Genomic DNA, 23,932 nt, shown 5'->3' with positions numbered 1-23,932 from the left:
GCTCCTGGCCGACCTGTACGCCTGTCGCGACTCCGAGACCGCCTGACGAGCCGCGAACAGGACGAACAGGACGAACGGGACGTCGGGATGGTGCGCGACCTGAAAATTGCCGATGCATCTGAGAAAACCCCTAGCCATAAAGAGGAGATCATCTGGCGATAGCGTGGCACTCAAACCAAACCTCGGGGGCTTGGATGATCCATAGCGAACTGCCGACACTGGGCGAACCAGGATGCCTGGGCCAGTTGAACCCGTTGATCCGCCAACTGCGAGACAGCGGCCCCATCGTCCGGGTGCGTACCCCGGTCGGTGATGAAGCGTGGCTGGTGACCCGGCTCGCCGAACTCAAGCAACTCCTGCTCGACGACCGACTCGGGACCACCCACCCGGACCCGCCGAACAGAGCACGGTACCTGGACAGCCCGATGCTGGACCTGGTCGTGTCGAACCAGGATCCGGCTGAGGCGCATCGTGCGCATCAGGCCCTCCGGTCGAATCTCACCCCGTATTTCTCGGCCAAGCGCATAGCCGGCATGCGGCCGCGCGTCGGCGCCGTGGTCGACGAGTATCTCGACGCCGTACTCGCCAAGCAGCCGCCGATAGACATCCACACCGAGTTCTCGCTGCCGTTCTCCTACCAGATCCTGTGCGATCTGCTCGGCATAGCGGATCCAGCGGAATACCAGGTGGTGCTCGACCGGGTCAGCAGGGTGGGGGCGGGACTGGGCCAGGCGCAGGAGCTGTTCAGATACCTGAGCGAGGTTGCCCGGCGCAAACGCGTGCAACCAGGCGACGATCTGGCCTCGGCGCTGTGCCAGTCCGGACTCCCCAACGACTTCGTCGGTGCGTTGCTGGCTTTTGTCACCATGTCGTACCAGGTGACTCCGCACAGCATCAGCGCGGCGATCGCGCTGTTCGCCATGAACCCGGACCAGCACAAGCTGGTGCTCGATGACCCGGACCTGCTGCCCAGCGCGGTGGGGGAGGCAGTGCGGATGAGCAAATTCGCCGAATCCGCGCTGCCCCGCTACGCCAGCGAGGACATCGAGATCGGTGGGGTCACGATCCGCGCCGGCGACCTCGTGCTGTGCGACCACGGCTCGACCGCGTTCGACGACCGGGTGTTCGAGGACCCGGAACGGTTCGACGTCACCCGATCGCCCAACCCCCACCTGGTGTTCAGCCACGGAATCACCTACTGCCTCGGTGCCCCACTGGCTCGGCTGGAAATCAACGAGGTACTCGCCAGGCTTCTGCCCCGGCTGCCCACCATGCGCCTGGCGATCCCGGTCAGTGACATCCCGGTCTCCGGAGGGCTGAGCGAACGGAAGCTCGGTGGTGGCATCGCCCAGCTACCGATCACCTGGGATCCGCCGGTTCCCGTCGCGTAATGATCGCCACCGGTACCCATACCTGTCAGCCGACCCGCCGGCCCTGCCGCGCATCGTGCGGCCGGTCCGGCGCGCCGAGACGTACTGGATGATTCAGCGAGAGCGTGGTGCCCAAACCAAGCTGGTGGGCCCGCACGATCGTGGAGTCCACCCCGACCTGCCAGCCGATCAGTTCGACCCGGCGATGGATGCCCAGGCGGAGGCGTACGCGGTCTGCGGGGTGAGCCGAACCCGGTCAGCGAGGCCAGCCGGCCCGGTTCGAGCACGACTCGCGGGAGATTCCCGATCCGGTGTCAGGGAAGGTCCCATAGCGCTCGTGGTGCAGATGGGCGAAGAAGTAACACATCCTCTCGCACTCGGCATCCAGCACCGCCTTCTTCGGATCCTCGGCCACCGCGGCGTAGAAGTCGCGGCCCATCGCGACGATGAAGCCACGCGCATAGAGGAAACCATCGTCGGAACCATCGGTGACCGCCTGGATGTCCGCACGGTCGATGTCGTAGAGCTTCGCCTCCACCACCCGATCGAGATCCGTCAGCTCGTCCGCCGACAACCCCTCGCTGAGAGAGCCGAGGTTGCTCAGGAACTCCTTCAGGGCGGCATCGACCACGACAAACGGCGGCTTGCCGTGAAGGTCCTCGTCGGGGGCGGGCATCCGATGTGTCAGCTCCCATCGCGCCTGATTGACCTCCACCCCCAGCGGCGCCCAGGCCGCCTCCACCAGGCCCCAGAAACCTTCCTCGGTCTTCATGCTTGTCGCCCCTCTCGTATCGGTGCCGCTCACCCAACCAGAGAGCACCGACAGTCAGCCGCCGTCCGGGCGATGACCAGCGCGGAGGTCGTCGTGGCAACGCCGTCGGCGTCATCGCCCCAAAGGGAGGACACCCCCGCCGAGCTGTGCCTACTGTTAGCGCATGGTGCCCTTGCCGTTCTGTACGGCCATCGTGGAGTTGACCCGGGTCCAGGGGGAGTTCCTCTCAAGCCTCCCGTGCCCAGGACTTATCGTGGAGCCCTACATGCGGTGCTCTCTGGAGGCGGGACATCGCGGTCGGCACGTCACCCTGGCGCAGGGGTCGTCGGTCACGGACTGGTGGGCGACCTGGAGCACCGAGGACATCCACGGGGAGCTTCAGGTGCTTCCGAACTGTCTGGTCACCGAGCCGATCAGCGAGGACGCGTGCTCCCTGCCAGACGGGCATGTGGGCAGGCACGGCTTCGAATTCCTCTGACCGGCTCTTCTCGTCCTCCATGCAGCTCAGAAGTGACCTGACCCTGCGAACGGGGTCCGGCTACTGTTGCCTCGCATGACGCATACCGAGATCGAGATCACCGCGGAGCTGGTGCGGGATCTGCTGCGCGACCAGCACCCCGACCTGGCCGATCACCCTGTGCGGCTCGGCGCGCGTGGCTGGGACAACCAGCTGTGGCGGCTCGGCGACGACCTCGCCGTCCGGTTGCCCTGGGCGACGCAGTCCGCAGACGCGCTGCTGCGCAAGGAGCACACCTGGCTGCCCGCTCTCGCCCCTCGCCTTCCCTTGCCGGTTCCCGTACCGCAGCGCCTCGGCGAGCCCTCCGCGCGGTTTCCGCGACCCTGGATCGTCACCACCTGGCTGCCGGGCGCACCGGCCGACCGCGCCCCCGTCACCCGCGCCGCGGAGGCGGCCACCGCCCTGGCCGCCTTCCTGACCGCCCTTCACCAACCCGCCCCCGAACAGGCGCCCGCCGGCCGGTTCCGCGGAGGACCGCTGGCCGACCACTCCGAGGGGTTCGCCAAGCAACTCGCCTCGGCCACCGAGCTGGGGCTCATCCCCGACCCGGACGCCGTCCGCGCGGTCTGGGAAGACGCCGTCGCCGCACCCGGCTGGGCCGGACCGGCACTATGGCTCCACGGCGACCTGCATCCGGCCAACATCCTCACCGAAGACGGCACCATCTGCGGCGTGATCGACTTCGGCGACCTCTGCGCGGGCGACCCGGCCTGCGACCTCGCCGCCGCCTGGATTCTGCTGCCCGACGAAGCGATCGACCGCTTCCATGCCGCCTACCAGCCGACCCCGGACGCCGCGACCCTGCGCCGCGCCCGCGGATGGGCGGCGGGCCGCGCCCTGGCCGGCATCCTCATCGGAGACGCCGGCGACCACGGCCGCCCAGGCGGCAAGCCCACCTGGGGCCCACCCGCCCACGCCTCACTGCGACGCCTCATCGCAACGACCCATGGCTGATCAACCGCTTCTCACACGCTGTCGGTAGCGGCCCGGAAGAAGCGAGGACGACGTCTGGCGCCGGAAGCGGTCCAACCGTGCCAAAGTGATCCACATGATCCCCGCACGCGTCCTCGACGAGCCACCGCTCACCTACGCCGACAGCTTCGACGTGCCGGTCCTTTTCCGTGACGGTCCTGAGAAGAAGCCCTGGAGGCAGTGGCGGACGGCCAGGCACAAGCCGTGGGTGGGGTCGGGCGGGTTCCCGACGACCGACGGCTGGTATGTCTCGACCACTACTTGGCGGGAGATCATCAAGGCCGCCGTTGAGGTCGGCCGCGACGTCACTCCGCACCTGCAAAATCAGCCGCGGTATGCGCACGGGGAACTCGTCGCCCGGGTTTCCCCGCTGTACGCCTATCTTGGCGCGCACCCCGTCGTGCCTCAGTACCCCGTACGAGGCACCAAGGGCCGGCGCCTTACCCTGAACCCGGTGTACGCGTACGGCACCGAGCGCAGCGCGAAGAACGCAGCCGCCTACCGGCTGGGTATGACGATGACAGAGTGGGCCTGTCGCTCACTGCTGGGCCTCGGTCAGACCGAGCACCTCGAACTTGGTGGCCCGATCCCCGCCCTGCTCGAAATGTTCAAGGATCCGCAGCAGAAGCTGCCTGACCTATGGGGGGAGCACCAGGCAGAGGGCCTGTACTGGCTGATCGAGGCCAAGGGGGGCAACGTGGGCCTCAGCGCGCTCTGCAAGGGGTGGGCGCAACTGGCCGCCTGCAGCAGCATCCTTGGCTCGTACGCCCACCGCACTGTCTTGGTCGGAGCGTCCGTGCGGCCCGGAGACGACCTCTTCCTTACCATCGACCACGACCTGCACCCCGGACAGCCGCCGCTCACCCCAGCCGGATTCGGCATCGACGAGCCAGCGGTCGGACCAGGCAATCTCGAAGATCGTCTCGGCTACAGCGACGACGCGCTCATCGGCGCGGCTCGCGCCCAAATGCTCACCTATCTGGCGCTGAGCTCCGCTCCCACCTCGCAACTGCGCACCGTGCCCGTTCCTGCTGAGCGCGCGTCCCGTCATCGGCGCTTTGGGCTGACCACGCCCCTGGAAGGCGACGACCTCACCCTCGCCATGCGGGCCGAAGCCCGCAGAGAAGCGTCCCGCACCGAGCGGCACACCTTGCGCGCCCGTACCCGTTCTATGGGCCTCGACGACTTCCTCACCTGCCGAATCCCTGGAACCGAGGTTCACCTTGGTATGTCCCGGAAGCTGTTCGCCGCCTGCAAACGCCTCCGCGAGGAAGACCTCGCCATCGCCCAGCGCACCCCGGGGCTGCGCGCCGAGGACCAACCGGCCGATAACCAGGAACTCAGCGACAACGCTCAGGAAGAACGGCGACTCACCCAGCGGCGGATCTTCCGCGATCGGCAGGAGGAAGCCCGCCCTCGGCTGCGCCCCCTGCTCCGCAGCGCCTACGAGCGGGGAGTGACAAGCGACTGGAGCGATCTGCTGGGCCGCTCTCAGGAGCCAGAACTCGACTTGGAAAACGACGAGGGGCTCCTCGAAGCGGCGACGCCGGAGACGTATCTGGCCGTCAGCCGCTACGGCCTGCCCCCAGCACGCGCCTAGCTATTAGGGGTCGCATTCGATCAGGGGTGACCTCAGGTCAAGTGTCCGGGGGAAGGGGGGACCTCGATCAGGGCTTTTCCGGGCGGCTGGTGACCTGGGCGCGGCAGGTGCTGGGCATCGTCGTGTACGACGCCGCAAGCTCGCGGACCAGCGTGATTCGCGTGATCGGGCACGGTGAACGGTTTGCCGTATCAACCGGGTCGGAGCAATTCGACAAGGTCCGGGGCGATGCCTGGGAATTTTCGGTCTGCGGTAAGTAGGGCGTCGGCCCCCACCGTACGGGCGGTCGCGATGATGAGAGCGTCCGGGACGCGGATTGTCAGATCCGCGGCCCGAAGCAGGGCCGCGCTCTCGGCCGTCGTTTCGTCCACTTCGACAATCTGGTCTATGACAGCGAAGCGGAATGCCGCAAGTATCTTCTCGACCGCGAGGCCCTTACGGACCGCCCCTACCCGCAGTTCGCTCCAGGTGATCACGGAGATGGTGAACGAGGCCGCCTCACCCTCCCAGCGGCGAACGGCGTCACGGGCATGGCCATGCAGCGCGTCGTCGGGATCGAGCAGACCGACGATGACGTTGGTGTCGAGCATCACGGTCGGCATCTGTCACCTCCAGCTCTCGCGGCTTGCTTCGACGTCCACGGCTTCGGTGAAACCTGGGATAAGGCCGATCACCCCGTCGAGGCGGCTGTGGTGTCGCCGGATGACGATCTGCCCACCCTCTTCGGCGATGTCCACGAGGTCTCCCGGGTGAAGGCCCAGCGTGCGTAGGACTGCCGCAGGCAGGGTCACTTGGTTTTTGCTGGAGATGCGTGCCGGTCTCGTACGTCTGGCACGCGTCCGCTTGCCGTGATCCATAACCTTTACTTTAACCATCACAAGTAAAGATTAAACTCTGTCGCCCACGGTGTGCAGATGATTTCAGAAAGTCACTGCTGCTGCAAAGAGTTTCGGTCGACACTCGGCCGACCTTAAGTCCGCTTTCGCCTGAAATAGGCAGCGGTTCCGGCGACGCCCGCATAGGCTTGCGGAGTGGCGCTTTCCGAGCTTCGACGGGAGATGGTGCTCGCCGCCATCGACGAATGCGACAAGCTGGGCCGCGACGCCTTTCTCAAGGAGTACGGCTACCGGCCCGCCCTCGATTACTTCCTCGTGCACGACGGCAAGCGGTACGACTCCAGGGCGATCGCCGGAGTCGCGTACCGGGGGGTCAGCGGCACGCCCCTGCGTCCCGGTGAGTTCTCCGGTGGGAACGCCACCGTTGCCAAGGTGCTCGGCGGTTTGGGCTTTGAGGTGACGAAACCGGGGCAGGCTGCCGAAGTGTCCTCCGCCGAAGACCTCCTGCAGAAGGTCGACTCGCTCAAGCCCGCCGTTTCTCCCACGACCGGTGCACGGAAACGGCACCAGCCGTTGACCCTGCTCTGGGCGATCGGCCGCGCGGCCCAGGGCAAGCCACGTCTGCGGCGGTGGGAGAGCACCTACCGCGAACTCGGACGGCTCATCGAGGAGTTCGGTCTTGAAGAGGACCGACCCAATCCGGAGTTCCCTGTGCTGTGGCTTTATCACCACGGTCTCTGGGAGCTGCCCGGCCACGCCGATATGCCGGCTGCCAGTGGTCGGCACGCGCAGCAGTGGATGAAAGAGCACCAGCCGGACAGCGGCCTGCTGCCATGGGCGTACGAGATCGTCACCGATCGGGAGGACGTTCGTGCCCAGATCGTCGTGAGGCTGCTTGGCGCGTACTTCCACGGCGTCGACCACAACAGGCTTCTCGCGCGGGTCGGACTCGACGCGGTGTCCTCCCCGGCCAGTCGTCGCGAGATGATCGTGGAGCGCATCATCCGCGACTCCCTGCTCTCCGAGCAGATCAAGGGCGCGCACGACTTCCACTGCCAGATCTGCGGCGACCGGCTCACCCTCCACCGGGGCTTCTACGCCGAGGGCGCCCACATCCGCCCGCTCGGAAAGCCGCACAACGGTCCCGACGAGCCCGGCAATCTGCTCTGCCTCTGCCCCAACCACCACGTCCTGTTGGACCGAGGGATGATCACCATCCAGGCGGACCTCACGACGAAGGACACGGTGTCCGGCGCCTCGCTCGGCCGTCTCCGAGTCGTCCAGAACCACGAGATCAGCCAGGATCATCTCGACTACCACCGGCAGAACATCGCCAAGCAGGGCTGAGCCGGGGTTCTCCCTGGCTCAGCCGCCGCTAGCCACACGAGTCGCAGACGCTGGTCGACGGAAGCTGCACGGAGCAGCGGGGACAGATTCGGGGAGGCATCTCCGGGCGTGCGCGCCGTCGCTCTATGGCGGCCTGATACAGCGGGGCGAGGGTCGCCCAGACGGGCATGCGCTGGGCAGGTCAGTCGGTTCCTACGGGGTCGGAGAACCGTCTGCTATCACGCGCCGGGCACCGGCCACCGCCTCCTTCAGCGCCGCCCGATCCGCATCCCCTATCTCACCCATCAGCCGGATGAGGTGATGACCTCGAAGCGCCATGTACTCGTGGAGGCCCCCGCCGGTGCGATACCAGCCCACATCGTCGCGTTCGCAGCTCACCGATGCCTCCAACGGCTCGGTGGGCTTGGACGGTACGCCGACACAACGGGCGTCCTCGGAACTTCCGCGCTCGACGGTCAGCATCGCATGCCGGCCGTCAGGTCTGATGTAGACGGACATGAAGCCGCCATTGTCGCCGCCGTAACTGGGCTGCTCGTTCAGCTTGTATCCGGGTAGGTCGACCACGTAAACAAGTTCCGGGGCCACGCCCTGACTCAGAGCCTGGTCCAGTGCGGTCCGGCTGAGCGAGGTCTGTGAACTGCAGTCGGTCAGCACGGCGAGCACGAGGGTCAGGAGGGGAAGGAGACGACGAATCACGGGACTACTTTGTCCTACGTTGAAAGGAGTTTCCGCTGTACGGGGCCATTCCCCTCTGCGTCAAGGCCGACCGAAATGTGAGCGTCCGCGAAGTGACTTCTTCGCCGTGACGGTGGTCCGCAATATTCCGCACCGTAAGAGTGGGGAGCCGATCACGCGTCTAATGTCGTAGGTAGAGATCTCGGCAGTACCCCGAACGTCTGCCGGACCGACCGTGGTTGCTGAGGTGTCACCGCCCCGGAAGCCCTCGCCCAGATGGACGTTCCCGTAAGAGAGGTCGCCTGTGAGATCCCCGAGCGAATGCTTTAGTTCTTCACGCCGGCAGGCTCATGAATATCTCTGACGACGCGTTCGAGGAGTTGTTGGTCGGCTTCGAGCGCAACGCTGTTCACCTGGAGATGCGGGATGCCTACGGCACCGCGGTGGAGTTGCCCTACATGGCCAGGTGGGCGGCTGGAGAACCGGATGACCTGGAATGGTTGCAGGGCTGGTGCTCTACACTGCGCGAACACGTGAAAACCGGCAAAACGATACGAAGGGCACGTATCGTGTCGGAGCCGCTGAGTGACTATCAGCGCTGGTCGTACAGCATCGCTCATCCGATGGTCGAAGCCGGTGAGGACATTCGCTGGGTTCCACGACGTCTGGTCTCGTCGGTCCCTCTACCGGGCAACGACTTCTACCTGTTCGACGATCGTTTGGTGGTGTTCCTCCACTACGCCGGCAACGGCCTGGGAGAAGCGAAGGTGGCGTCCACCGATCCGGGCGACATAACACTATGCAAGAGCGCTTTTGAGACCGTCTGGAAATTCGCGATCCCCCACAGTGAGTACACGCCAACTTAGCCCCGCTCAGCAGGCCGCCGAAGCTCTCGGACGGCGTCTTCGCGAGATTCGTACGGGCGCCAACCTCGCCGGCTGTGCCCTGGCGGCCGAAGTGGGCTGGCGCTACCGAATAACGCGCTGGTAGAAGCTGGACCGATCAGAGGGTGGGACTCGTGAGTGTTTTGGTGAATGCTCGGTTGATGGCGGGGTCGCGACCGTTGACGTAGCGGGCGGCGGGTTGGTAGCCGATGCCGGTGTAGAGGGCGAGAGCTGCGGTGTTGCGTACGCCGGTTTCCAGGATGGAGCGCTGTGCCCCACTCTGTGCGGCGTGGTGTTCGAGGGCGGTCAGGATGCGTTCGCCCAGGCCCAGGCCGCGGAGGCGTGGGACGGTGTACATCTTCTTGATCTCGATGGTGTGGGTGGGTTCGTCGAAGGTGCGGTAGCCGCCGCAGGTCACCGGGACGGTGTTGAGATAGCCGACGAGGAACAGGCCGCGGGGCGGGGTGTAGGAGGCGGGGTCGGCTTCGAAGGGGTCGGCGTAGCCGTAACGCTGTTGTTGGTCGTCGAAGAGCGCGCGGACCAGGTGGGTGGCGTCCGGGTGATCGTAGGGACGGGGCCGGATGAGGAAACGGGTGGCGATCATGTCTGGGCCAGAGCGGTGTCGAGATGGGGGAGGAATGAAGCGACTGCCGGGGAGCGGCTGCGACGGGCGAAGGCTGGGCGCAGGCGGCGTAGGTAGGTGAGTGCGCGGATCGACTGGACCTCGTCGAGTCGAGTGAGCGCGGCCTGGCCCGCGTCGACCGCCGCTTCCACGTCCCCGCGCAGTAGGTGGGCGTGGGTGAGGAAGGTGCAGTGCAAAAGGGCGGAGCGCGGGTAGTCGGGACGGGCACCGACTGTGGAGATCGGGGAGAGCAGACCGATGGCCTCGTTGAGCAGGGGTTTGCGGTAGACGGTCATCTGCTCGCCCAGGACGACGAGGGCCTGTCCGGTCTCAGCGGCCAGTTGCTCGGGCTCCAGGTAATAGAGGTAGGTCGGGGCGATGTCGGCTGAATCCAGCACCTCCCTGGCCTTCTCTGAAGCCTTGCGGAATGCGGAGAAGTCTCCGGCGGCGGCTGCGGCGGTGGCGACGCGGCCGATGACCCGGGCTCGCGTGACGGGGTCAGCCGGGCAGCAGCGCTCGGCCGCCGAGGCGATGTGGACGGCTTCCTGGCCGTGGCCGGCGAAGGCGGAGATGTAGGCGAGCATGCCGATGGCGTTCGCGGCCCGGCCCAGCTCACCCAGCCCTCGGGCGACACGTTCGCTGAGCAGTAGATAGCGTTCGGCGGCGCCGGGGCGTTGGGCGTCGAAGTGGACCCAGCCGACCAACTGGGCGAGATCGGCGACGATGGTCAGGAGCTGCTGCCCGACTGCGGGCTCGTAATCGGCACACTGGACCAGATCCAGGACGTTGCGCAGCTCGCTGGTGATGTAGCGCAGGCTGAGCGCACCGCCGCCGTGCTGGTCGTCGAGCTTGCGCAGTGCTTCGACATGCGCACCGATCAGTCGTACCTGGGATGGCAGGACGCGGTCGCGGCCCGCGTTCCGGTGGGGCTGTGACACGGTCGCGTGCAGACCGTTGAGTACGGCGGCAGCGAGGTCGGGTCCGGAGGCGGCGGCGACATCGGTGTGTTTCCCGGTACTGAGGCTCGTCAGGTCGCTGAGCGACTGGAGGATGTCCTCGACGTTCGCCGAGGGGCCGAGAGCGGAGACGGCGGGCAGGGGTGAGGGCTGCCGGGACGGCCAGAGCTGCTCGACCCGGATCGTGTGGCCGAGGTGTTCGGAGAGCACGATGGCCGCCACCGAAGGGATGGGGTCGTAGGGCTTGTAGCCGTGCCGAACCCAGGCATAAGGGGCGGTGGGATCGATACGCCGGTTACCAAGGCCACGTCCTTGCAGCCAGGAGTTGATCGCGGCGGCGAGCTGGCGCGGGTTCATCTCGGCACGTTGCAGGATCTCGGCCAGCGCCGTGGGCGTGTGCGTCATCCGGGCCTCCCTGTCTCAGGCGAACGGTAGCCCGATGACTACGTGGTGTGAATGCCCCCGTGGTTCAGAACGGCGAACCTTCACGACCTTCACGGGATGGCCGGGAGGTTCACGACCTTCACATCGCAAACATTGTCACTCTGCGTTGCACTGCTGGTCCACTGGGTGACGGAAAGGCGGGGCGGCATCGGCCCGTCGACGAGACCCGGGAGGTACGGCGTGGCACCCTCGACCAGGCTCCACGACTACCGCGTGCTGGTGAAGACCCTGCGGCCGGGCTCCGCGGCCCATCGGGCCCGAGCTGTCGTCAGGCAGGTGCTCCAGGACGCGGGTTTCGACGGCGAGGAGCTCAGCGATGCCGAGAGCGCCGTCGCTGAACTGGCCGCCAACGCGGAGGAGCACGGCTGGCAGCCCTTCGAGCTGCGGGTCGTCTTCGTGGACGGTGAGCCGTCCTGGTGCGAGGTCATCGACGCGGACCGGGACCTCGACGGTATCCTCGCCATCCTCGATCGGTTGAATGCCTGCGGTGAGGAACCCGATCTGGGCCTGCTCGCCGAGCGCGGCCGAGGGCTGCTGCTGGTGCACGCCCTGTCCAAGGGCCGCTGCCGGGCGTACGTGACCCGGATATGCGCCACCGGTGCCCCCGGCAAGGCCGTCGGGTTCGCGCTGCCCACCAAGACCGGCCCGCGTCCGAGCTCCCCCGTGCCGGACGACGGGCCGTCCCCGAAGGCCGGTGCCCACCTTCCCACGCAACCGTGGGCACCGGCCTTCCCCGACCGCCGCCTGCCCTCCTGATCCCGGGAGCGGCGATGACCAGGACTCACGCCGCCGCTCCCGGCTCCACGGAAGGCAGGCAGTGCATTAAAAAAGGCCGCGTACCTGCCGAATGAACGTGAACCACTCGTCTGGCCGGGGGTTTTTGTATCCGCTGTGCTCCAGGGTCAGCTCCAAGGTCCTTCTGAGTGGGTGAGGCGACTGCATGATGCCCACGTTTCGCTGCGCGATTCTGAACATCTCCTGTTCCGTGGGGAGTCGGTTGCTCTTGCGGCCGTTGCACCCCGCGTGGGTGGGAGCCAGGTTCCAGATCGCGTCCAGGTCAGGTGCCGTTCCTCTGCTGCCGGAGGGAAGGAGCCTCGTGAACGAGAGGGGGAACACATGGTCGACGGCGATGTCGTCGATGCCCAGCGCGATGGGGTCCGTGCAGATCAGGCAGAGGCCGCGCTGGAAGCCGATGACCGCGTCCGTGACGCCGGCGACCGATCGGCGGCGCAGTCGATCGGTGATCTGCAGGGTACTCATGTCCACGATGACACCCTCTTTGACCAGGCTTCGGCCGATCCCGATGGCAAAAGATGCTTCCACGATGTTCCAGCGGGCCGACAGTTCGCCCCGCAGGGTCGGGGCCTGCTCTGACTGGGCGATGTCGCGGAGTTCCTTGCTCAACCGGACGACCCGTTCGTGGGAGCGGCCGGTCACCTCGTAGAAGCGATGCGGTATCTCCGCTCCTTCGCCACGCAGGTTGTGGAACTTCCGCATCACCATCTCGGGCATGGACTTGATGGCCGCCGCCAGTAGTTCTTCAGTGGGACTCCCGAGCCTGAGCGACTCCGCTGCTTCTCGCTCGGCCACCGAGAGGAAGTCCTTCTCTCCCAGTTCACCCTTCTGGGACACCTGCGGTGCCTGGCCGAGATGCCGTACCAACTCCATTGCGTACGGCACCGCCAAGTCCCGGAGCAGGATCTCCGACCGGCCTTCGGCGGCGGCCTCCAGGAGCGCGAAGCCGAGGGCGAACTTGTAGGTACGGCTGTTTGCCCCTATCAGTACGGCCATCCGCCACGAGGACCGCGCGCTCTGTTCCCAATGAGAGAGATCTAGCCCCATATAACGACCGCCACTCTTGGTGTGTATTTGCCGAAATACACGCCATTTTCGCCGCTCGTGCCGAGAAATGCGCACGACGGAGGAGCCCGGTAGTCTCTGGGCTTTCCGAAGGAGGCCGTACGTGCGCGAAGGGGTGCTCTGAGGTGGGGAAACTCGTGCGGGACCGGATTCCGGAGATCATTCGCGCACACGGCAGAGAACCGGTGGTGACCGTGCTCGGGGACGCCGACTACCGGGCGGCGCTGCTGGAGAAGCTGTTCGAGGAGGCGGCGGAGCTGCGCGAGGCACCGGCGGCCGAAGTCGCGGAGGAGATCGCCGACGTGCTCGAAGTGCTGCGGGCCGTCGCCCATATCCACGGGTACGAGTGGTGGGACATCGAGAAGGTCGCGGAGACCAAACGCGCCGAGCGGGGCGCGTTCCTTGGGCGGATCTACCTCGAAGGGTGAGGACGACCCGCCGAGGATGACACCACGAATCGCACGGCCGAGGATTGTTGTTGGAGTCCGGTCAGTCAGCGGCGATCGCGTCGAAGCGGGGTGCGTCGGCGGCGTGGCCCCAGCGGCGGCACTCCCAGGCCAGGCGCCGAGCCCGGAGCCGTAGCGCGACGGGGGTGCGGTCGGCGGGACGTGGGTGGCCCGCCGAGCGGACTCCCCTTCCGAGCGGGGCGTCGGCGCGCAGGACCTCCTCGGCGGACGAGGGGTCACCGGCCAGCACCCGAAGGAGGGCGCGGCGTACGTAGCCGAAGTCGTCGTTGGGACAGCGCGCGATGTGCTCCTCGGTCGCCGCGTGCGCGTCGTCCAGCCGATTCTGCGTCAGCAACAGCTCGACGCGCAGGCGGTGCAACCACGCCCTGTCGTACCACCAGCCGTTTCGCGGGATCGCGTGCTCCACGGTGGTCAGGGCGTCGGCGATCCTGCCTTCCTCGCGCAGGAGTACGGCCCGCGCGAGCGCGAGGCGCGCCGCTTCGTAGTCGCCCTCGGCGCCGACCGCGTGGGCCTCGGCGAGGAGGTCGCGGGCGTCGTCGGTGCGGCGTTCGTAGAGGGCGAGGTAGGCGCGGCGGACCAGTCGCGGGACCTGCGCCTCCGGCTTCTCGTCACTGCGGACGAGCGGTGGCGGGAGGAGGCCGAGCAACCGCCGGTCAACGCTCCAGCCGGTCTCGTCGCGTACGGTGGCCTCGATCCGCTCGCTCAGCACCTCGCGCAGCGAAGCCTCCAGCCAGCCGTGGTACCACGTGCCGAACGACTCGGCCTGCGGGGCGAGTGCCTCGCTGACGCATGTCCAGTCGCCCCAGACCTGGCCCGCCGCGGGACCGTTGACGACGAGGTGGGAGCGGTAGCCGCAGCCGTGTTCGGAGACCGGCAGCAGTCCCTCGAAGGCGGCCTCCATGGCCTCGTCGTAGCCCTCGTCGTCCGTGGGCGGCTCCCATTCCTCCGTGAAGGGGAACGGGCCGAACCGCGTCCAGGAGGCGTTCGGCCGCACCCCGTGGACCCCGTAGTACGGGCCGGCGCCGCCGTTGCCGAGCCGGGTCAGGAACGTGCGGTAGTCGGCGGGGAAGCGGACCCCGATCCGCGTCTCGACGTCCTCCAGTGTGGCCTCGTCGAGCGGTGGCTCGAACCGGTAGCGGTGCTCGCGGGCGCCGAAGAGGTCGAGGTCCGTGTCGTACTCGCGGAGCGCGTCGATGCCGCGCCGGATGACGTCCAGATCCACGGCGGCACCCTATCCGGCCCTCCTTCGGCGGAGGTTGCCGCCGCCGGTACGAACGGCGGCGATGGCCTTTTCCATGCGTCCCAGCAGGGCTTCGCTCTCGTTTTCCTGGAGCATCGCGAGGATCACGGGCTGAAAGTTCATGACGAGCAGGGCGGTGCGTGCGGGGTCGGGCGCGGGGGTGATGCTCATGCGAGTGTCCGCCTTTCCTGGGGAGTCTGGTCGGGTGGACGAAGGCCAGTCCCAGCGGCCAGCGCGCGCGCAGCGTCCCGGCGGTGAGCATGACCCTGTGGTGTCCGAACCGGGCGAGGAGTGGGCGGGCCAGTCGCGAGCCGATGAGGCCGCCGACGCAGGGGAGGCCGAAGGCGAGGCCGTACTGCCAGGGGGTGAAGGCGAGGTCGCCGAGCATGAGGACGGCGAGCAGCGGTGAGGCCGCCATGATCAGGCCGTGTGGGCGAGGAGCGCGGTCCGGGTTCGCGGTTGAGTGTTCCCACGCACGAGGCGGGCGAGTTTGAGCGTGTTGACCAGGAAAGCCGGACGGACGCTGGGGCAGCGTAGCGACAGCAGCCGCCAGTCCACGTTGACGTTGTGACCGACGATGGTGCCCTGTTCAGGCGGTCGGCCGGCTCCGGTTCAACGGCCGCCGGCGGCGGGGCCAAGCCGAGCACGTCGTCGGTCAGGCCAGGCGAGGACCAGGGGCGGCGTTGGATGTGCCGCCCCGGGTGCACCACCGAGTCGTGGGCGCAGGTAGGTCGGCTGAACGAATTGTGGCCGCGAATTCAATCCGATTTGTCGGTGAACAACGCACGCGTCAGGGTCTCCGTCATCACCCGGACGGCGTGCTCCTGGCTCAGCCCGAACTGCGGAACCAGCGCGGACCATGACGCGAATCCGGTGGCGCAGTAGGTCATAGCCTGCGCGTCGCGCAGCGGCACTCGTAGGAGCCCCTGTTCGGCGGCTCTGGTGAGGATGTCCGTGGCTCGGTCCAGTCGTAGCTTGCGGGCCTCGACCAGGGCTGCCGCGAAGTCCTCGGATTCGCGTATGGCCATCATCGCCTCCAGCTTGTCGGACTCCACCGCGAACAGCCCGTACCAGTCGTGGATGAATGCGCGGAACGCCGCGCGCGGCGGCGTGTCCGAGATATCGGTTGTGTCGGGCGCTAATTGGGCGAACTCCTCGGTGATGGCGGCCATGGCGGCGCCGAGCAGTTCGTCGGAGGAGGCGAAGTGGTTGTAGGCGGTGCGCACGGAGACGTTGGCGCGTTCGGCGATCTCGGCCATCTGCACCTCTATCGACCCGCGCTCGATGATCAGCGCATGGACCGCCGTGATCAGGCGGGCGCGGGTCTGCTCACGCTGGACGCTACGACGATCCATCGAGTACGCGCGGGCCACTGTGCTCCTTGTGTTGGCGGACGCTCGTCTCGGCAGGCCGGGGAACCGTCGAGACGTCGACTATTTTGCCCCGCCGCGGTCTCGCGGAGGGGGTGTTTCCTGAGTGTAACAAAATTGCCTGCATCCTTGCATGCAATGTATTGGAAGGATTACGTTCAGGTCCTGAACAGGCAACGTGACTGTCCGGAAACCACGTCACATGGCGAAGGGCACCCGCTGAGGGACGTTGCGCACGCAGGAGCTGGAGGCAGCATGCGTACCACTCGAACCCTTGCCACCCTGATGGCCGGCGTCCTCGGCCTGACCGCGCTAGCGGGGTGCGGGTCCGGCTCGGCCGTAGACGAAGGAAAATCGCTGACCTTCGTCGCCTATGGCGGAGTCAGCCAGGACGTGCTGATGCAACAGTGGCTCGAACCCTGGAGCAAGACCAACGGCGTCACGCTGACCCAGGACTCTCCGACCGACTACGCCAAGCTCGCCTCGATGGTCGAGGCGGGCAAGGTCACGTGGGACCTGGTCGACACCGAGCCGTTCTACCCCATCCAGGAGTGCGGCAAGTCGGTCGTCAAGCTGGACCTCACCGGTATCGACACCGCTAAGTTCCCGGAGGGCACCGTCAGCGACTGCGCGGTCCCCCTGTGGGGCTACTCGTTGCTGCTCGTCTACAACAAAGACAAGTACGCCGACAAGCCGCCGACCTCCTTCGCCGACTTCTTCGATCTGGAGGCGTTCCCCGGGACCCGGGCCGCCCCGGCGAACGTGACCGCAGGCCCTCTGGAGGCCGCGCTGCTGGCCGACGGGGTCGAGTCGGAGCAGCTCTATCCGCTGGACATTCCGCGGGCGCTGAGGAAGTGGGATGCGCTCAAGGGCAAGGTGAGCCTCTGGAAGACCTCTTCGGTGAGTCAGCAGCAACTGGAGGCCAAGCAGGCGGACATGTCGCTGATCTGGTCGGGCCGCATCGCGGAGGCGGTGAAGAACGGCGCGCCGTACGCGCCGGTGTGGAAGCAGAACCTGTTCGGGTGGGCGTCCGTGGTCATCCCCAAGGGCAGTGCGCACGCCGCGGAGGCCCAGTCGGCCATCCAAGACATGCTCACCGCGCAGACCCAGGCGCGTCTGGCTGAGAACATCGCCTATGCCCCGGTGAACTCCGATGCCAAGCCCAACCTGGACAAGGTCTATGCCGACTACAACGTCACCGCTCCGGCCATCGCCGAGCAGTCTGTCCGGCAGGACGCCCAGTGGTGGGCGCAGAACCAGCAGCAGGCCGTCACACAGTGGACCGCGTGGACCACGTCATGAGCGGTCCGGTGGGACTCCGCCGTCGGTCCCGGCCGGACCCCGCGTCGGCGCTGCTCCTGCCGGCGCTGCTGGCCCTGGCGGTTTTCTTCCTCTACCCGGTGATCTCGCTGATCTGGCGCAGCCTGAGCGAGCCCTCACCAGGCCTTGAGCAGTACCGGCGACTCCTGGACGACGGCGTCACGCTCGGCGTCATGGGCCGTACGCTCTGGGTCGCCGCTCTCGTCAGCGCTGTCACCCTGCTCGTCGCCTATCCCTACGCGTACCTGATGACGAAGGTCGGCGACCGGGCCAGGGCCGTGCTGGTAGCGCTCGCGCTACTGCCCTTCTGGCTCAGCCTCATGGCCAGGACCTTCGCCTGGGTGGTGCTGCTGCAGCGTGGGGGGCCGGTCAGCCAGCTGTTCGAACTGCTGGGGATGCACGACGTGACGCTGATCGGCACGCTGCCCGGAGTCGTGATCGGCATGGTGCAGGTGCTCCTGCCATTCATGGTGTTGCCGCTCTACAGCACCATGCAGGGCATCGACCGAGGGCTGGTGGTAGCCGCGCGGGGAATGGGTGCCCGTCCGGCCACCGCTTTCAGGACGGTTTTCTTGCCGATGTCGATGCCCGGGGTCGTCGCCGGGCTGACCCTCGTGTTCGTGGTTGCGCTCGGCTTCTACATCACGCCGGTTCTGCTCGGCGCCCCGCAGAACGCGTTGGCTGCCCAGATCATCGGCATCAAGGTCGAACAGCTTCGCGACTTCCCCGCCGCCGGGGCGATGGCCGTGATCATGATCGTGGCCACCGCCGTGGTGCTGGTGGTGGCGAGCCGGATGATCAAAATCGGTGATCTGTTCGGGCGGGGCCGATGAGAAGCCGGGAGATGGACCGCGGCGGACCCTGGTTGTGGACCTGGGCGGCGGCCACCGCGTTGCTGCTGCTCGCGCCGACCCTGGTGGTCATCCCACTGAGCTTCACCGGCGAGGCGTCGTTCGTGTTCCCGCCGAAAACCTGGTCGCTGCGCTGGTACGAGGAATTCTTCACCGACCCGGGCTGGCGCGACGCGCTGCTGTCGTCGCTGTGGGTCGCGCTGGCGACCACGCTCGTCGCCACGGTGCTGGGCACGGCCGCCGCATACGGGCTGGCCCGGATGCGCGGACGTGCCGCGACCATGGTCAACGGGCTGCTGCTCAGCCCGCTGATCATGCCGCAGGTCGTCACCGCTGTCGCCGTGCTCGCGGTCTACCTGCGCTGGCAGCTCAACGGCACCCTGATCGGGTTCGTCGCCGCGCACACCATGCTGGCCATGCCGTACGTCGTGGTGACCGTGCAGTCGAGCCTGCGCGGCTACGACCGCAGCCTCGACCTGGCGGCGGCCGGTTTGGGCGCGGGCGCCTGGACCCGGTTCAGGACCGTCACCCTGCCGCTGCTCGCGAGCGGCATCCTCAGCGGAGCCGTGTTCGCGTTCGTGGTCTCGCTCGACGACATCGTGATCGCCATCTATCTGCAGACGCCCGCCCTGCGGACGCTGCCGGTGGAGATGTACGACAGCGTCACCGTGGAGGTCGATCCCACGATCGCGGCGGCGGCCACGTTGATTCTCGCGGTCACCACCGCGTTGCTCCTGCTCCCCTCGTTGATCCGCCGCAAGAAGACAGACAGGTGAGGCTTCCATGACCACACCAGCAGGCCAGGGCGCCTCACTCAGGCTCGACCGGCTCGTCAAACGATTCGGCGGACCCGGCTCCGCCGCCGTGGACGAGGTGAGCCTGACCGTGGAAGCCGGGGAGTTCGTGGCATTTCTTGGCCCGAGCGGCTCGGGCAAGACGACCACGCTCAACATGATCGCCGGGTTCACTTCGATCACCTCGGGGCGGGTCCTGGTCGACGGCCGCGATGTGGCCGCACTACCTGCCCACCGGCGCGACCTCGGCTTCGTCTTCCAGCACTACGCGCTGTTCCCGCACCTCACGGCGGCGCAGAACATCGCCTACCCGCTGCGCCGGCGCAAAGTCGGCCGCCAGGACATCGCCACCCGGGTCCGGGAGGCCATGGAGCTCGTACGCCTGGACGACCTCGGCGGCCGGCTGCCCGCCCAGCTGTCCGGCGGCCAGCAGCAGCGCGTCGCACTGGCCAGGGCCCTTGTCTACCGGCCCAGGGTGCTACTCCTGGATGAGCCGCTCGGCGCCCTGGACCGGCAACTACGCGAGTGGCTGCAGCGTGAGCTCAAACGCCTGCACCGGGAGCTCGGCATCACCTTCGTCTGCGTCACACACGACCAGGACGAGGCGCTGTCGATGGCCGATCGCATCGCGATCTTCGATGGCGGTCGGCTGCGGCAGGTCGGCACACCCTCTGAGCTGTACCGCCGCCCGGATTCGCTCTTCGTAGCCCGATTCCTGGGCGAATCCACCGTGCTGCGCGGCTGCCGCCCAGGCAGCGACGGCGTACTCGGCTACGCCGGGACGCGTCTCGGTGTGCCGGAGGGCGTGAGCGGCTCCGCGGACACGGTGGCCCTGGTGCTCCGGCCCGAGTCGCTGTCGCTGGCCGCGGACGGTGGTGACGCGCCTGTTGGCGTCAACGCCGTCGGCGTCGATGTCACCGACGTCGTCTATCTCGGGCACACCCGCCGGGTCACGGTCCGGCTACCGGACGGTGCCGAAGGCTCGATCACCCAACCGGTGGACGATCCCGTCGACTGGAGGCCGGGCGAGAGCGCCTGGATGACCTGGAGCCCTCGGCATGGCGCCGTCGTACCGGATGCCGACCCCGGGGCGAGCGCCGCGTCTGCCACGACCCAGATCCCCACAATTGAACGGAGCCAAGTGTGACCGCACAGCTCAAACTCGCCAACGCCGTCCTGTGGTCGCCCGATCTGCCGGAACCGGTGGACGGCGCCGACATCCTGGTAACCGGCGGCCGGGTGGCCGAGATCGTTCCGGCAGGTACCGGAGGCTCGGCGGAGACCGTCGTCGACTGCGACGGCCGGTGGGTGCTGCCCGGACTGATCGACAGCCACATGCACTCCTGGGGGGCCCGCTCTCCCAATCCCGTGCACTGGGTCGTCGGCCAGTCGCCGCTGTCGTGGTTCCGCGCCGTCGGCGACCTGCGCCGCGTCCTGGACGCGGGATTCACCACCGTGCGCGAAGCCGGCGGCCCGCTCGGCCCGGGCCTGCGCGACGCGATCGCCGAAGGGGAGGTGGCCGGGCCGAGGGTGATACCCGCTCACCTGGGCATCTCCCGAACCGGCGGGCACGGCGACTGCCACAGTCTGCCCATCGCGTGGGTGGGCGAGCAGCCGTACATGGCCAGGATCGCCGACGGCCCCGACGAGGTCCGTACGGCGGTCCGGATGGCCGCCAGGGAAGGCGGCGAGTGGGTGAAGATTTGGGCCAGCGGCGCCATCGCGCTGTCGGATCACGACTCTCCCGAGCACCTGCACTTCAGCGTCGAAGAGCTGGAGGTCATCTGCCGCGAGGCGCATGCCCTGGGCATGACCGTCGGCGCGCACGTGGAGTTCCCGAGCGCGATCAAGGCCTGCGTGCGGGCCGGCGTCGATGTCATCGAGCACGGCTTCATCCTCGACGAGGAGACCTGCCTGCTGATGGCCGAGCGCGGTGTACCGGTGGTGAGCACCATGGCTCTGCTCCACCGCTACCTGCGCTGGGACGGCCCCGAGATCACCGAGGCACAGGTCGAGATGGCCCGCACGTTGCTGCCCTCCGTGCACGCCAGCGCGCTGCTCGCCTATCGATCGGGTGTCACGGTGGCGATCGGCTCCGACAGCTTCGCCGAGCCACTCACCCCATTCGGCGCCAACGCCGAGGAACTGCTCGCCCTGCGCGAGGCGGGACTGCCCGCCGAGGCGTGCCTCGCCGCCGCCACCATCAATGGCGCCAGGGTCGCCGGGCGAGAGAAGGACCTGGGCAGCGTCACGGTCGGCAAGATCGCCGATCTGATCGTCACCAGCCGGACCAGCCCTCTGGACGACCTGAACGCCATCGTCGGTCCCGAAAAGATCGCGCTGGTCCTGCGTGACGGCGTGCCCGTAGCCGGTACGGGCCTGCGCCGGTCCATCAGCCTGTGAGGAGCACCATGAACACCATCGACGGCATCGCCAACGTCAACGTCTGGACCGGTGACGGCACCGTCGTCCACGACACGGGGGTGAGCGTCTCCGGCGGCCGGATCGCAGCCATCGCCCCGCTCCCGGCGGACGCGCCCGACATACTCGACGGGCAGGGCGGCTGGGTCATCCCCGGCCTGATCGACTGCCACATCCACCTGTGGGGCGCCCGTACCCCGCATCCCGTGCACTGGGTGGTGGATCCGCGGCTGCCCAACGCGCTGCGCTCGGTCTCCGACGTGAGCAAGATCCTGCGCTCCGGCTTCACCACCGTGCGCGAGGCCGGTGGCACGTTGGGCCCGTCGCTACGCCAGGTCATCGACGCCGGGGACATCGAGGGACCGCGCGTGGTGCCCGCCTACCTCGGGCTGTCGCGCACCGGAGGGCACGGCGACTGCCATACGCTGCCGATGACCTGGGTGCGTGAGCAGCCGTTCATGGCGCTGATCAGTGACGGTCCCACCAACCTGCGGCGAGCCGTGCGCACGGTGGCCCGCGAGGGCGGTCGCTGGGTCAAGGTGTGGGCCAGCGGCGGCGTGCTGTCCGAGCGAGACGACCCCGAGCACGTGCACTACGGGCCTGACGAACTCGCCGCGATCGTCGAGGAGGCACACGCCATCGACCTGCCCGTCGGCGCGCACTGCGAGTCCCTGGCTGCGACCTACGCCGCCGTCGAGGCGGGCGTGGACGCGATCGAACACGGTTTCCAGCTCGACGAGGGCGTCTGTCGGGCGATGCGGGAGCGCGGCGTCACCCTGGTCAGCACCTTGTCGGTGCTCCAAAGGTACGTACGCTGGGAAGGTCCCGAGATCACCCCCGAGCAGCGTGAGACGTCCAAGCGGCTGCTGGTGATCGCGGAGGAGAGCCTCAACCTCGCGGTCGCGACCGGCGTACAGGTGGCCATGGGCTCCGATTGCTTCTCCGAGCCGATGACGCCGTTCGGTCGCAGCGCCGACGAACTGGGTTACATGCGCGACGCCGGAGTGGACGCCGAGACCTGCCTGCGCAGCGCCACCAGCGTCGCGGCACGGCTGGTCGGCATGGAGTCCAAGATCGGCATGGTCGCTGAGGGCAGGTTCGCCGACCTCGTGCTCCTGCCCGCTGACCCGCGCCAGGACCTGGACGTCGTGATCCGCCCCGAGCGGATCACAGCCGTGATCAAGGATGGCCAGCGTGTCCGCTGACGTCGGCTTCGTCAACGGGGAGGTCTCCTACTGGTACAGGGAGGAAGGGCTCCCCGACCTCAGGCCCCGCCTGGACGGCAACCTGTCGGCGGATGTGGTGATCGTGGGCGCCGGTTACACGGGCCTGTGGACCGCCTACTACCTCAAACAGGCCGATCCCTCGCTGGACGTGGTGATCCTGGAGAAAGAGTTTGCCGGGTTCGGCGCGTCCGGCCGTAACGGCGGCTGGCTCACCGCGAACCTGGCCGGTTCACACGAACGCTACGCACGCACCCACGGCCACGACGCGGTCGTGCGGCTGCAGCGGGAGATGATCACCTCCGTGGACGAGGTGATCGCGGTCTGCGCGAAGGAGGGCATCGACGCCGACATCGTCAAGGGCGGCGTGCTGAACGTCGCACGTGGTACCGCCCAGGCCGCCCGGCTGCGCGCGTCGGTGACGCGCATGCGCTCCTGGGGCTTCGAGGAGGAGGATCTGCGCCTGGTCGAGCCGGGCGAGCGGCTGCGAGTGGCCGGGGCGATGGCCGGGTCGTGGAGCCCGCACTGCGCCCGAGTCCAACCGGCCAAGCTCGTCCAAGGGCTGGCGCGGGTCGTCCGGGGTCTCGGCGTGCGGATCTTCGAGGGCACGCCGGTGACTGAACTGGCTCCACACCGCGCGATCACGCCGTACGGCACGGTCAGCGCGCCGTACGTGATCCGGGCGACAGAGGGTTTCACCGCGGGCATCTCCGGCCTGCGCCGACAGTGGCTGCCCATGAACAGCTCAATGATCGTCACAGAGCCGCTGCCCGCTGCGTTCTGGGACGAGGTCGGCTGGCAGGGCCGCGACCTGCTTGGAGACGAAGCGCACTACTACATGTACGCCCAGCGCACCGCCGACGACCGCATCGCCTTCGGCGGCCGGGGCAAGCCCTACCTGTACGGCTCACGGATCGACGCGCGCGGGCACACCCCCGCCCAGACTGTCGACGCACTGTGGTCCCTGCTCCTGGACTTCTTCCCCGGCGCGGCCACGTCCACGGTCGCGCACGCCTGGTCCGGTGTGCTCGGTGTGCCCCGAGACTGGTGCTCGACCGCGCACGTGGACCACGCCACTGGGCTCGGCTGGGCGGGCGGCTACACCGGCCACGGCGTCACCACCACCAACCTGGCCGGCCGCACGCTCCGCGACCTGATCCTGCGGAAGGAGAGCCGGCTCATCTCCCTGCCGTGGGTGGACAGGACGGTGCGGCGATGGGAACCCGAGCCGCTGCGTTGGCTTGGGGTGCACGCGATGTACGGCCTCTACCGGGCGGCCGACGCCAGAGAGCGTACCCGCTCGCGTACATCGTTCCTCGCCCGGCTCGCAGATCTCATCACCGGGCACGCCTGACAGGCAGGCCGCTGTCGTGAGAAGGAGGAGTCCGGCG

26 protein-coding genes are annotated in these 23,932 nt (G+C 67.8%); 16 read left to right on the top strand and 10 right to left on the bottom strand.

Features of this window, described 5'->3' with window-relative positions:
* Window positions 1–194 precede the first annotated feature (194 nt).
* Complete coding sequence (locus ACFY3D_RS03255; RefSeq protein WP_389974206.1) at window positions 195–1,391, top strand: cytochrome P450; 1,197 nt, start codon at window positions 195–197, stop codon at window positions 1,389–1,391.
* 235 nt (window positions 1,392–1,626) lie between these two features.
* Here ACFY3D_RS03255 and ACFY3D_RS03250 read toward each other — a convergent pair whose 3' ends face one another.
* Window positions 1,627–2,142: a DUF4240 domain-containing protein gene (locus ACFY3D_RS03250; protein ID WP_389974203.1), complete on the bottom strand. Its 516-nt coding sequence runs from the start codon at window positions 2,140–2,142 to the stop codon at window positions 1,627–1,629.
* A gap of 163 nt (window positions 2,143–2,305) precedes the next feature.
* Here ACFY3D_RS03250 and ACFY3D_RS03245 point away from each other — a divergent pair, with 163 nt between their 5' ends.
* The 3 genes from ACFY3D_RS03245 (at window position 2,306) to ACFY3D_RS03235 (ending at window position 5,231) form a co-directional block, all read left to right on the top strand.
* Window positions 2,306–2,620, top strand: coding sequence for a hypothetical protein (locus tag ACFY3D_RS03245; RefSeq protein ID WP_389974199.1), 315 nt, complete (start codon window positions 2,306–2,308; stop codon window positions 2,618–2,620).
* A 75-nt stretch (window positions 2,621–2,695) separates the two neighbouring features.
* Window positions 2,696–3,613, top strand: coding sequence for an aminoglycoside phosphotransferase family protein (locus ACFY3D_RS03240; RefSeq protein ID WP_389974196.1), 918 nt, complete (start codon window positions 2,696–2,698; stop codon window positions 3,611–3,613).
* Between the two features lie 85 nt (window positions 3,614–3,698).
* The gene (locus ACFY3D_RS03235) at window positions 3,699–5,231 is read left to right on the top strand and encodes a hypothetical protein (protein ID WP_389974193.1); all 1,533 of its coding nucleotides are present in this window, start codon (window positions 3,699–3,701) and stop codon (window positions 5,229–5,231) included.
* A 191-nt stretch (window positions 5,232–5,422) separates the two neighbouring features.
* Here ACFY3D_RS03235 and ACFY3D_RS03230 read toward each other — a convergent pair whose 3' ends face one another.
* Together ACFY3D_RS03230 and ACFY3D_RS03225 are read right to left on the bottom strand one after the other, a co-directional pair.
* Window positions 5,423–5,833, bottom strand: coding sequence for a type II toxin-antitoxin system VapC family toxin (locus tag ACFY3D_RS03230; RefSeq protein ID WP_389974190.1), 411 nt, complete (start codon window positions 5,831–5,833; stop codon window positions 5,423–5,425).
* Between the two features lie 3 nt (window positions 5,834–5,836).
* The gene (locus ACFY3D_RS03225) at window positions 5,837–6,088 is read right to left on the bottom strand and encodes an AbrB/MazE/SpoVT family DNA-binding domain-containing protein (protein WP_389974188.1); all 252 of its coding nucleotides are present in this window, start codon (window positions 6,086–6,088) and stop codon (window positions 5,837–5,839) included.
* Between the two features lie 174 nt (window positions 6,089–6,262).
* Here ACFY3D_RS03225 and ACFY3D_RS03220 point away from each other — a divergent pair, with 174 nt between their 5' ends.
* Complete coding sequence (locus ACFY3D_RS03220) at window positions 6,263–7,414, top strand: HNH endonuclease (RefSeq protein ID WP_389974185.1); 1,152 nt, start codon at window positions 6,263–6,265, stop codon at window positions 7,412–7,414.
* Between the two features lie 192 nt (window positions 7,415–7,606).
* On the opposite strand, the gene ACFY3D_RS03215 is transcribed toward ACFY3D_RS03220, so the two are convergent.
* Entirely contained in the window at window positions 7,607–8,110 is a 504-nt protein-coding gene (locus tag ACFY3D_RS03215) for a hypothetical protein (protein ID WP_389974182.1), read from the bottom strand.
* Window positions 8,111–8,439: 329 nt separating this feature from the next.
* Between ACFY3D_RS03215 and ACFY3D_RS03210 the strand changes: the two genes are divergently transcribed.
* The gene (locus ACFY3D_RS03210) at window positions 8,440–8,955 is read left to right on the top strand and encodes a DUF6879 family protein (RefSeq protein ID WP_389974178.1); all 516 of its coding nucleotides are present in this window, start codon (window positions 8,440–8,442) and stop codon (window positions 8,953–8,955) included.
* A gap of 136 nt (window positions 8,956–9,091) precedes the next feature.
* On the opposite strand, the gene ACFY3D_RS03205 is transcribed toward ACFY3D_RS03210, so the two are convergent.
* Complete coding sequence (locus ACFY3D_RS03205; RefSeq protein ID WP_389974175.1) at window positions 9,092–9,577, bottom strand: GNAT family N-acetyltransferase; 486 nt, start codon at window positions 9,575–9,577, stop codon at window positions 9,092–9,094.
* A complete protein-coding gene (locus ACFY3D_RS03200) occupies window positions 9,574–10,956 on the bottom strand; it encodes a hypothetical protein (protein WP_389974172.1) in 1,383 nt (460 codons plus the stop codon). The genes ACFY3D_RS03205 and ACFY3D_RS03200 overlap by 4 nt, the downstream gene beginning before the upstream one ends.
* 219 nt (window positions 10,957–11,175) lie before the next feature.
* On the opposite strand from ACFY3D_RS03200, the gene ACFY3D_RS03195 reads away from it, so the two are divergent.
* The gene (locus tag ACFY3D_RS03195) at window positions 11,176–11,751 is read left to right on the top strand and encodes an ATP-binding protein (RefSeq protein WP_389974169.1); all 576 of its coding nucleotides are present in this window, start codon (window positions 11,176–11,178) and stop codon (window positions 11,749–11,751) included.
* A gap of 66 nt (window positions 11,752–11,817) precedes the next feature.
* Here the strand turns inward: ACFY3D_RS03195 and ACFY3D_RS03190 are convergent, their stop codons facing one another.
* A complete protein-coding gene (locus ACFY3D_RS03190) occupies window positions 11,818–12,786 on the bottom strand; it encodes a hypothetical protein (protein WP_389974166.1) in 969 nt (322 codons plus the stop codon).
* Between the two features lie 206 nt (window positions 12,787–12,992).
* Here ACFY3D_RS03190 and ACFY3D_RS03185 point away from each other — a divergent pair, with 206 nt between their 5' ends.
* Window positions 12,993–13,283 carry a hypothetical protein gene (locus tag ACFY3D_RS03185; protein WP_389974163.1) on the top strand — a complete coding sequence of 97 codons (291 nt, stop codon included), beginning with the start codon at window positions 12,993–12,995 and terminating at the stop codon, window positions 13,281–13,283.
* A gap of 61 nt (window positions 13,284–13,344) precedes the next feature.
* Here ACFY3D_RS03185 and ACFY3D_RS03180 read toward each other — a convergent pair whose 3' ends face one another.
* Window positions 13,345–14,544, bottom strand: coding sequence for an SMI1/KNR4 family protein (locus ACFY3D_RS03180; protein ID WP_389974160.1), 1,200 nt, complete (start codon window positions 14,542–14,544; stop codon window positions 13,345–13,347).
* Between the two features lie 9 nt (window positions 14,545–14,553).
* Entirely contained in the window at window positions 14,554–14,733 is a 180-nt protein-coding gene (locus ACFY3D_RS03175) for a hypothetical protein (RefSeq protein ID WP_389974157.1), read from the bottom strand.
* A gap of 97 nt (window positions 14,734–14,830) precedes the next feature.
* On the opposite strand from ACFY3D_RS03175, the gene ACFY3D_RS03170 reads away from it, so the two are divergent.
* On the top strand, window positions 14,831–14,971 hold the full coding sequence (locus tag ACFY3D_RS03170; protein ID WP_389974154.1) for a hypothetical protein: 141 nt from the start codon (window positions 14,831–14,833) through the stop codon (window positions 14,969–14,971).
* A 349-nt stretch (window positions 14,972–15,320) separates the two neighbouring features.
* Here ACFY3D_RS03170 and ACFY3D_RS03165 read toward each other — a convergent pair whose 3' ends face one another.
* Window positions 15,321–15,935, bottom strand: a complete 615-nt coding sequence (locus tag ACFY3D_RS03165) for a TetR/AcrR family transcriptional regulator (RefSeq protein WP_389974151.1) — start codon at window positions 15,933–15,935, stop codon at window positions 15,321–15,323.
* 252 nt (window positions 15,936–16,187) lie between these two features.
* On the opposite strand from ACFY3D_RS03165, the gene ACFY3D_RS03160 reads away from it, so the two are divergent.
* The 7 genes from ACFY3D_RS03160 to ACFY3D_RS03130 are packed head-to-tail and all read left to right on the top strand — an operon-like array spanning window position 16,188 to window position 23,895.
* The gene (locus ACFY3D_RS03160; protein WP_389974148.1) at window positions 16,188–17,234 is read left to right on the top strand and encodes an extracellular solute-binding protein; all 1,047 of its coding nucleotides are present in this window, start codon (window positions 16,188–16,190) and stop codon (window positions 17,232–17,234) included.
* Window positions 17,219–18,085, top strand: a complete 867-nt coding sequence (locus tag ACFY3D_RS03155; RefSeq protein ID WP_389974145.1) for an ABC transporter permease — start codon at window positions 17,219–17,221, stop codon at window positions 18,083–18,085. Before ACFY3D_RS03160 ends, ACFY3D_RS03155 begins: the two co-directional genes overlap by 16 nt.
* Before the next feature lie 11 nt (window positions 18,086–18,096).
* On the top strand, window positions 18,097–18,879 hold the full coding sequence (locus ACFY3D_RS03150; protein WP_389974142.1) for an ABC transporter permease: 783 nt from the start codon (window positions 18,097–18,099) through the stop codon (window positions 18,877–18,879).
* Between the two features lie 7 nt (window positions 18,880–18,886).
* Window positions 18,887–20,044, top strand: a complete 1,158-nt coding sequence (locus ACFY3D_RS03145; RefSeq protein ID WP_389974139.1) for an ABC transporter ATP-binding protein — start codon at window positions 18,887–18,889, stop codon at window positions 20,042–20,044.
* On the top strand, window positions 20,041–21,300 hold the full coding sequence (locus tag ACFY3D_RS03140; RefSeq protein ID WP_389974136.1) for an amidohydrolase family protein: 1,260 nt from the start codon (window positions 20,041–20,043) through the stop codon (window positions 21,298–21,300). Before ACFY3D_RS03145 ends, ACFY3D_RS03140 begins: the two co-directional genes overlap by 4 nt.
* Before the next feature lie 8 nt (window positions 21,301–21,308).
* A complete protein-coding gene (locus ACFY3D_RS03135; protein WP_389974133.1) occupies window positions 21,309–22,523 on the top strand; it encodes an amidohydrolase family protein in 1,215 nt (404 codons plus the stop codon).
* Complete coding sequence (locus tag ACFY3D_RS03130) at window positions 22,504–23,895, top strand: NAD(P)/FAD-dependent oxidoreductase (protein ID WP_389974130.1); 1,392 nt, start codon at window positions 22,504–22,506, stop codon at window positions 23,893–23,895. The genes ACFY3D_RS03135 and ACFY3D_RS03130 overlap by 20 nt, the downstream gene beginning before the upstream one ends.
* The last annotated feature ends 37 nt before the right edge of the window (window positions 23,896–23,932 follow it).

The sequence above is a fragment of the Streptosporangium sp. NPDC000509 genome (assembly GCF_042898365.1).
GTDB lineage: Bacteria > Actinomycetota > Actinomycetes > Streptosporangiales > Streptosporangiaceae > Streptosporangium.
This window is presented reverse-complemented; position numbering and strand designations above follow the sequence as displayed.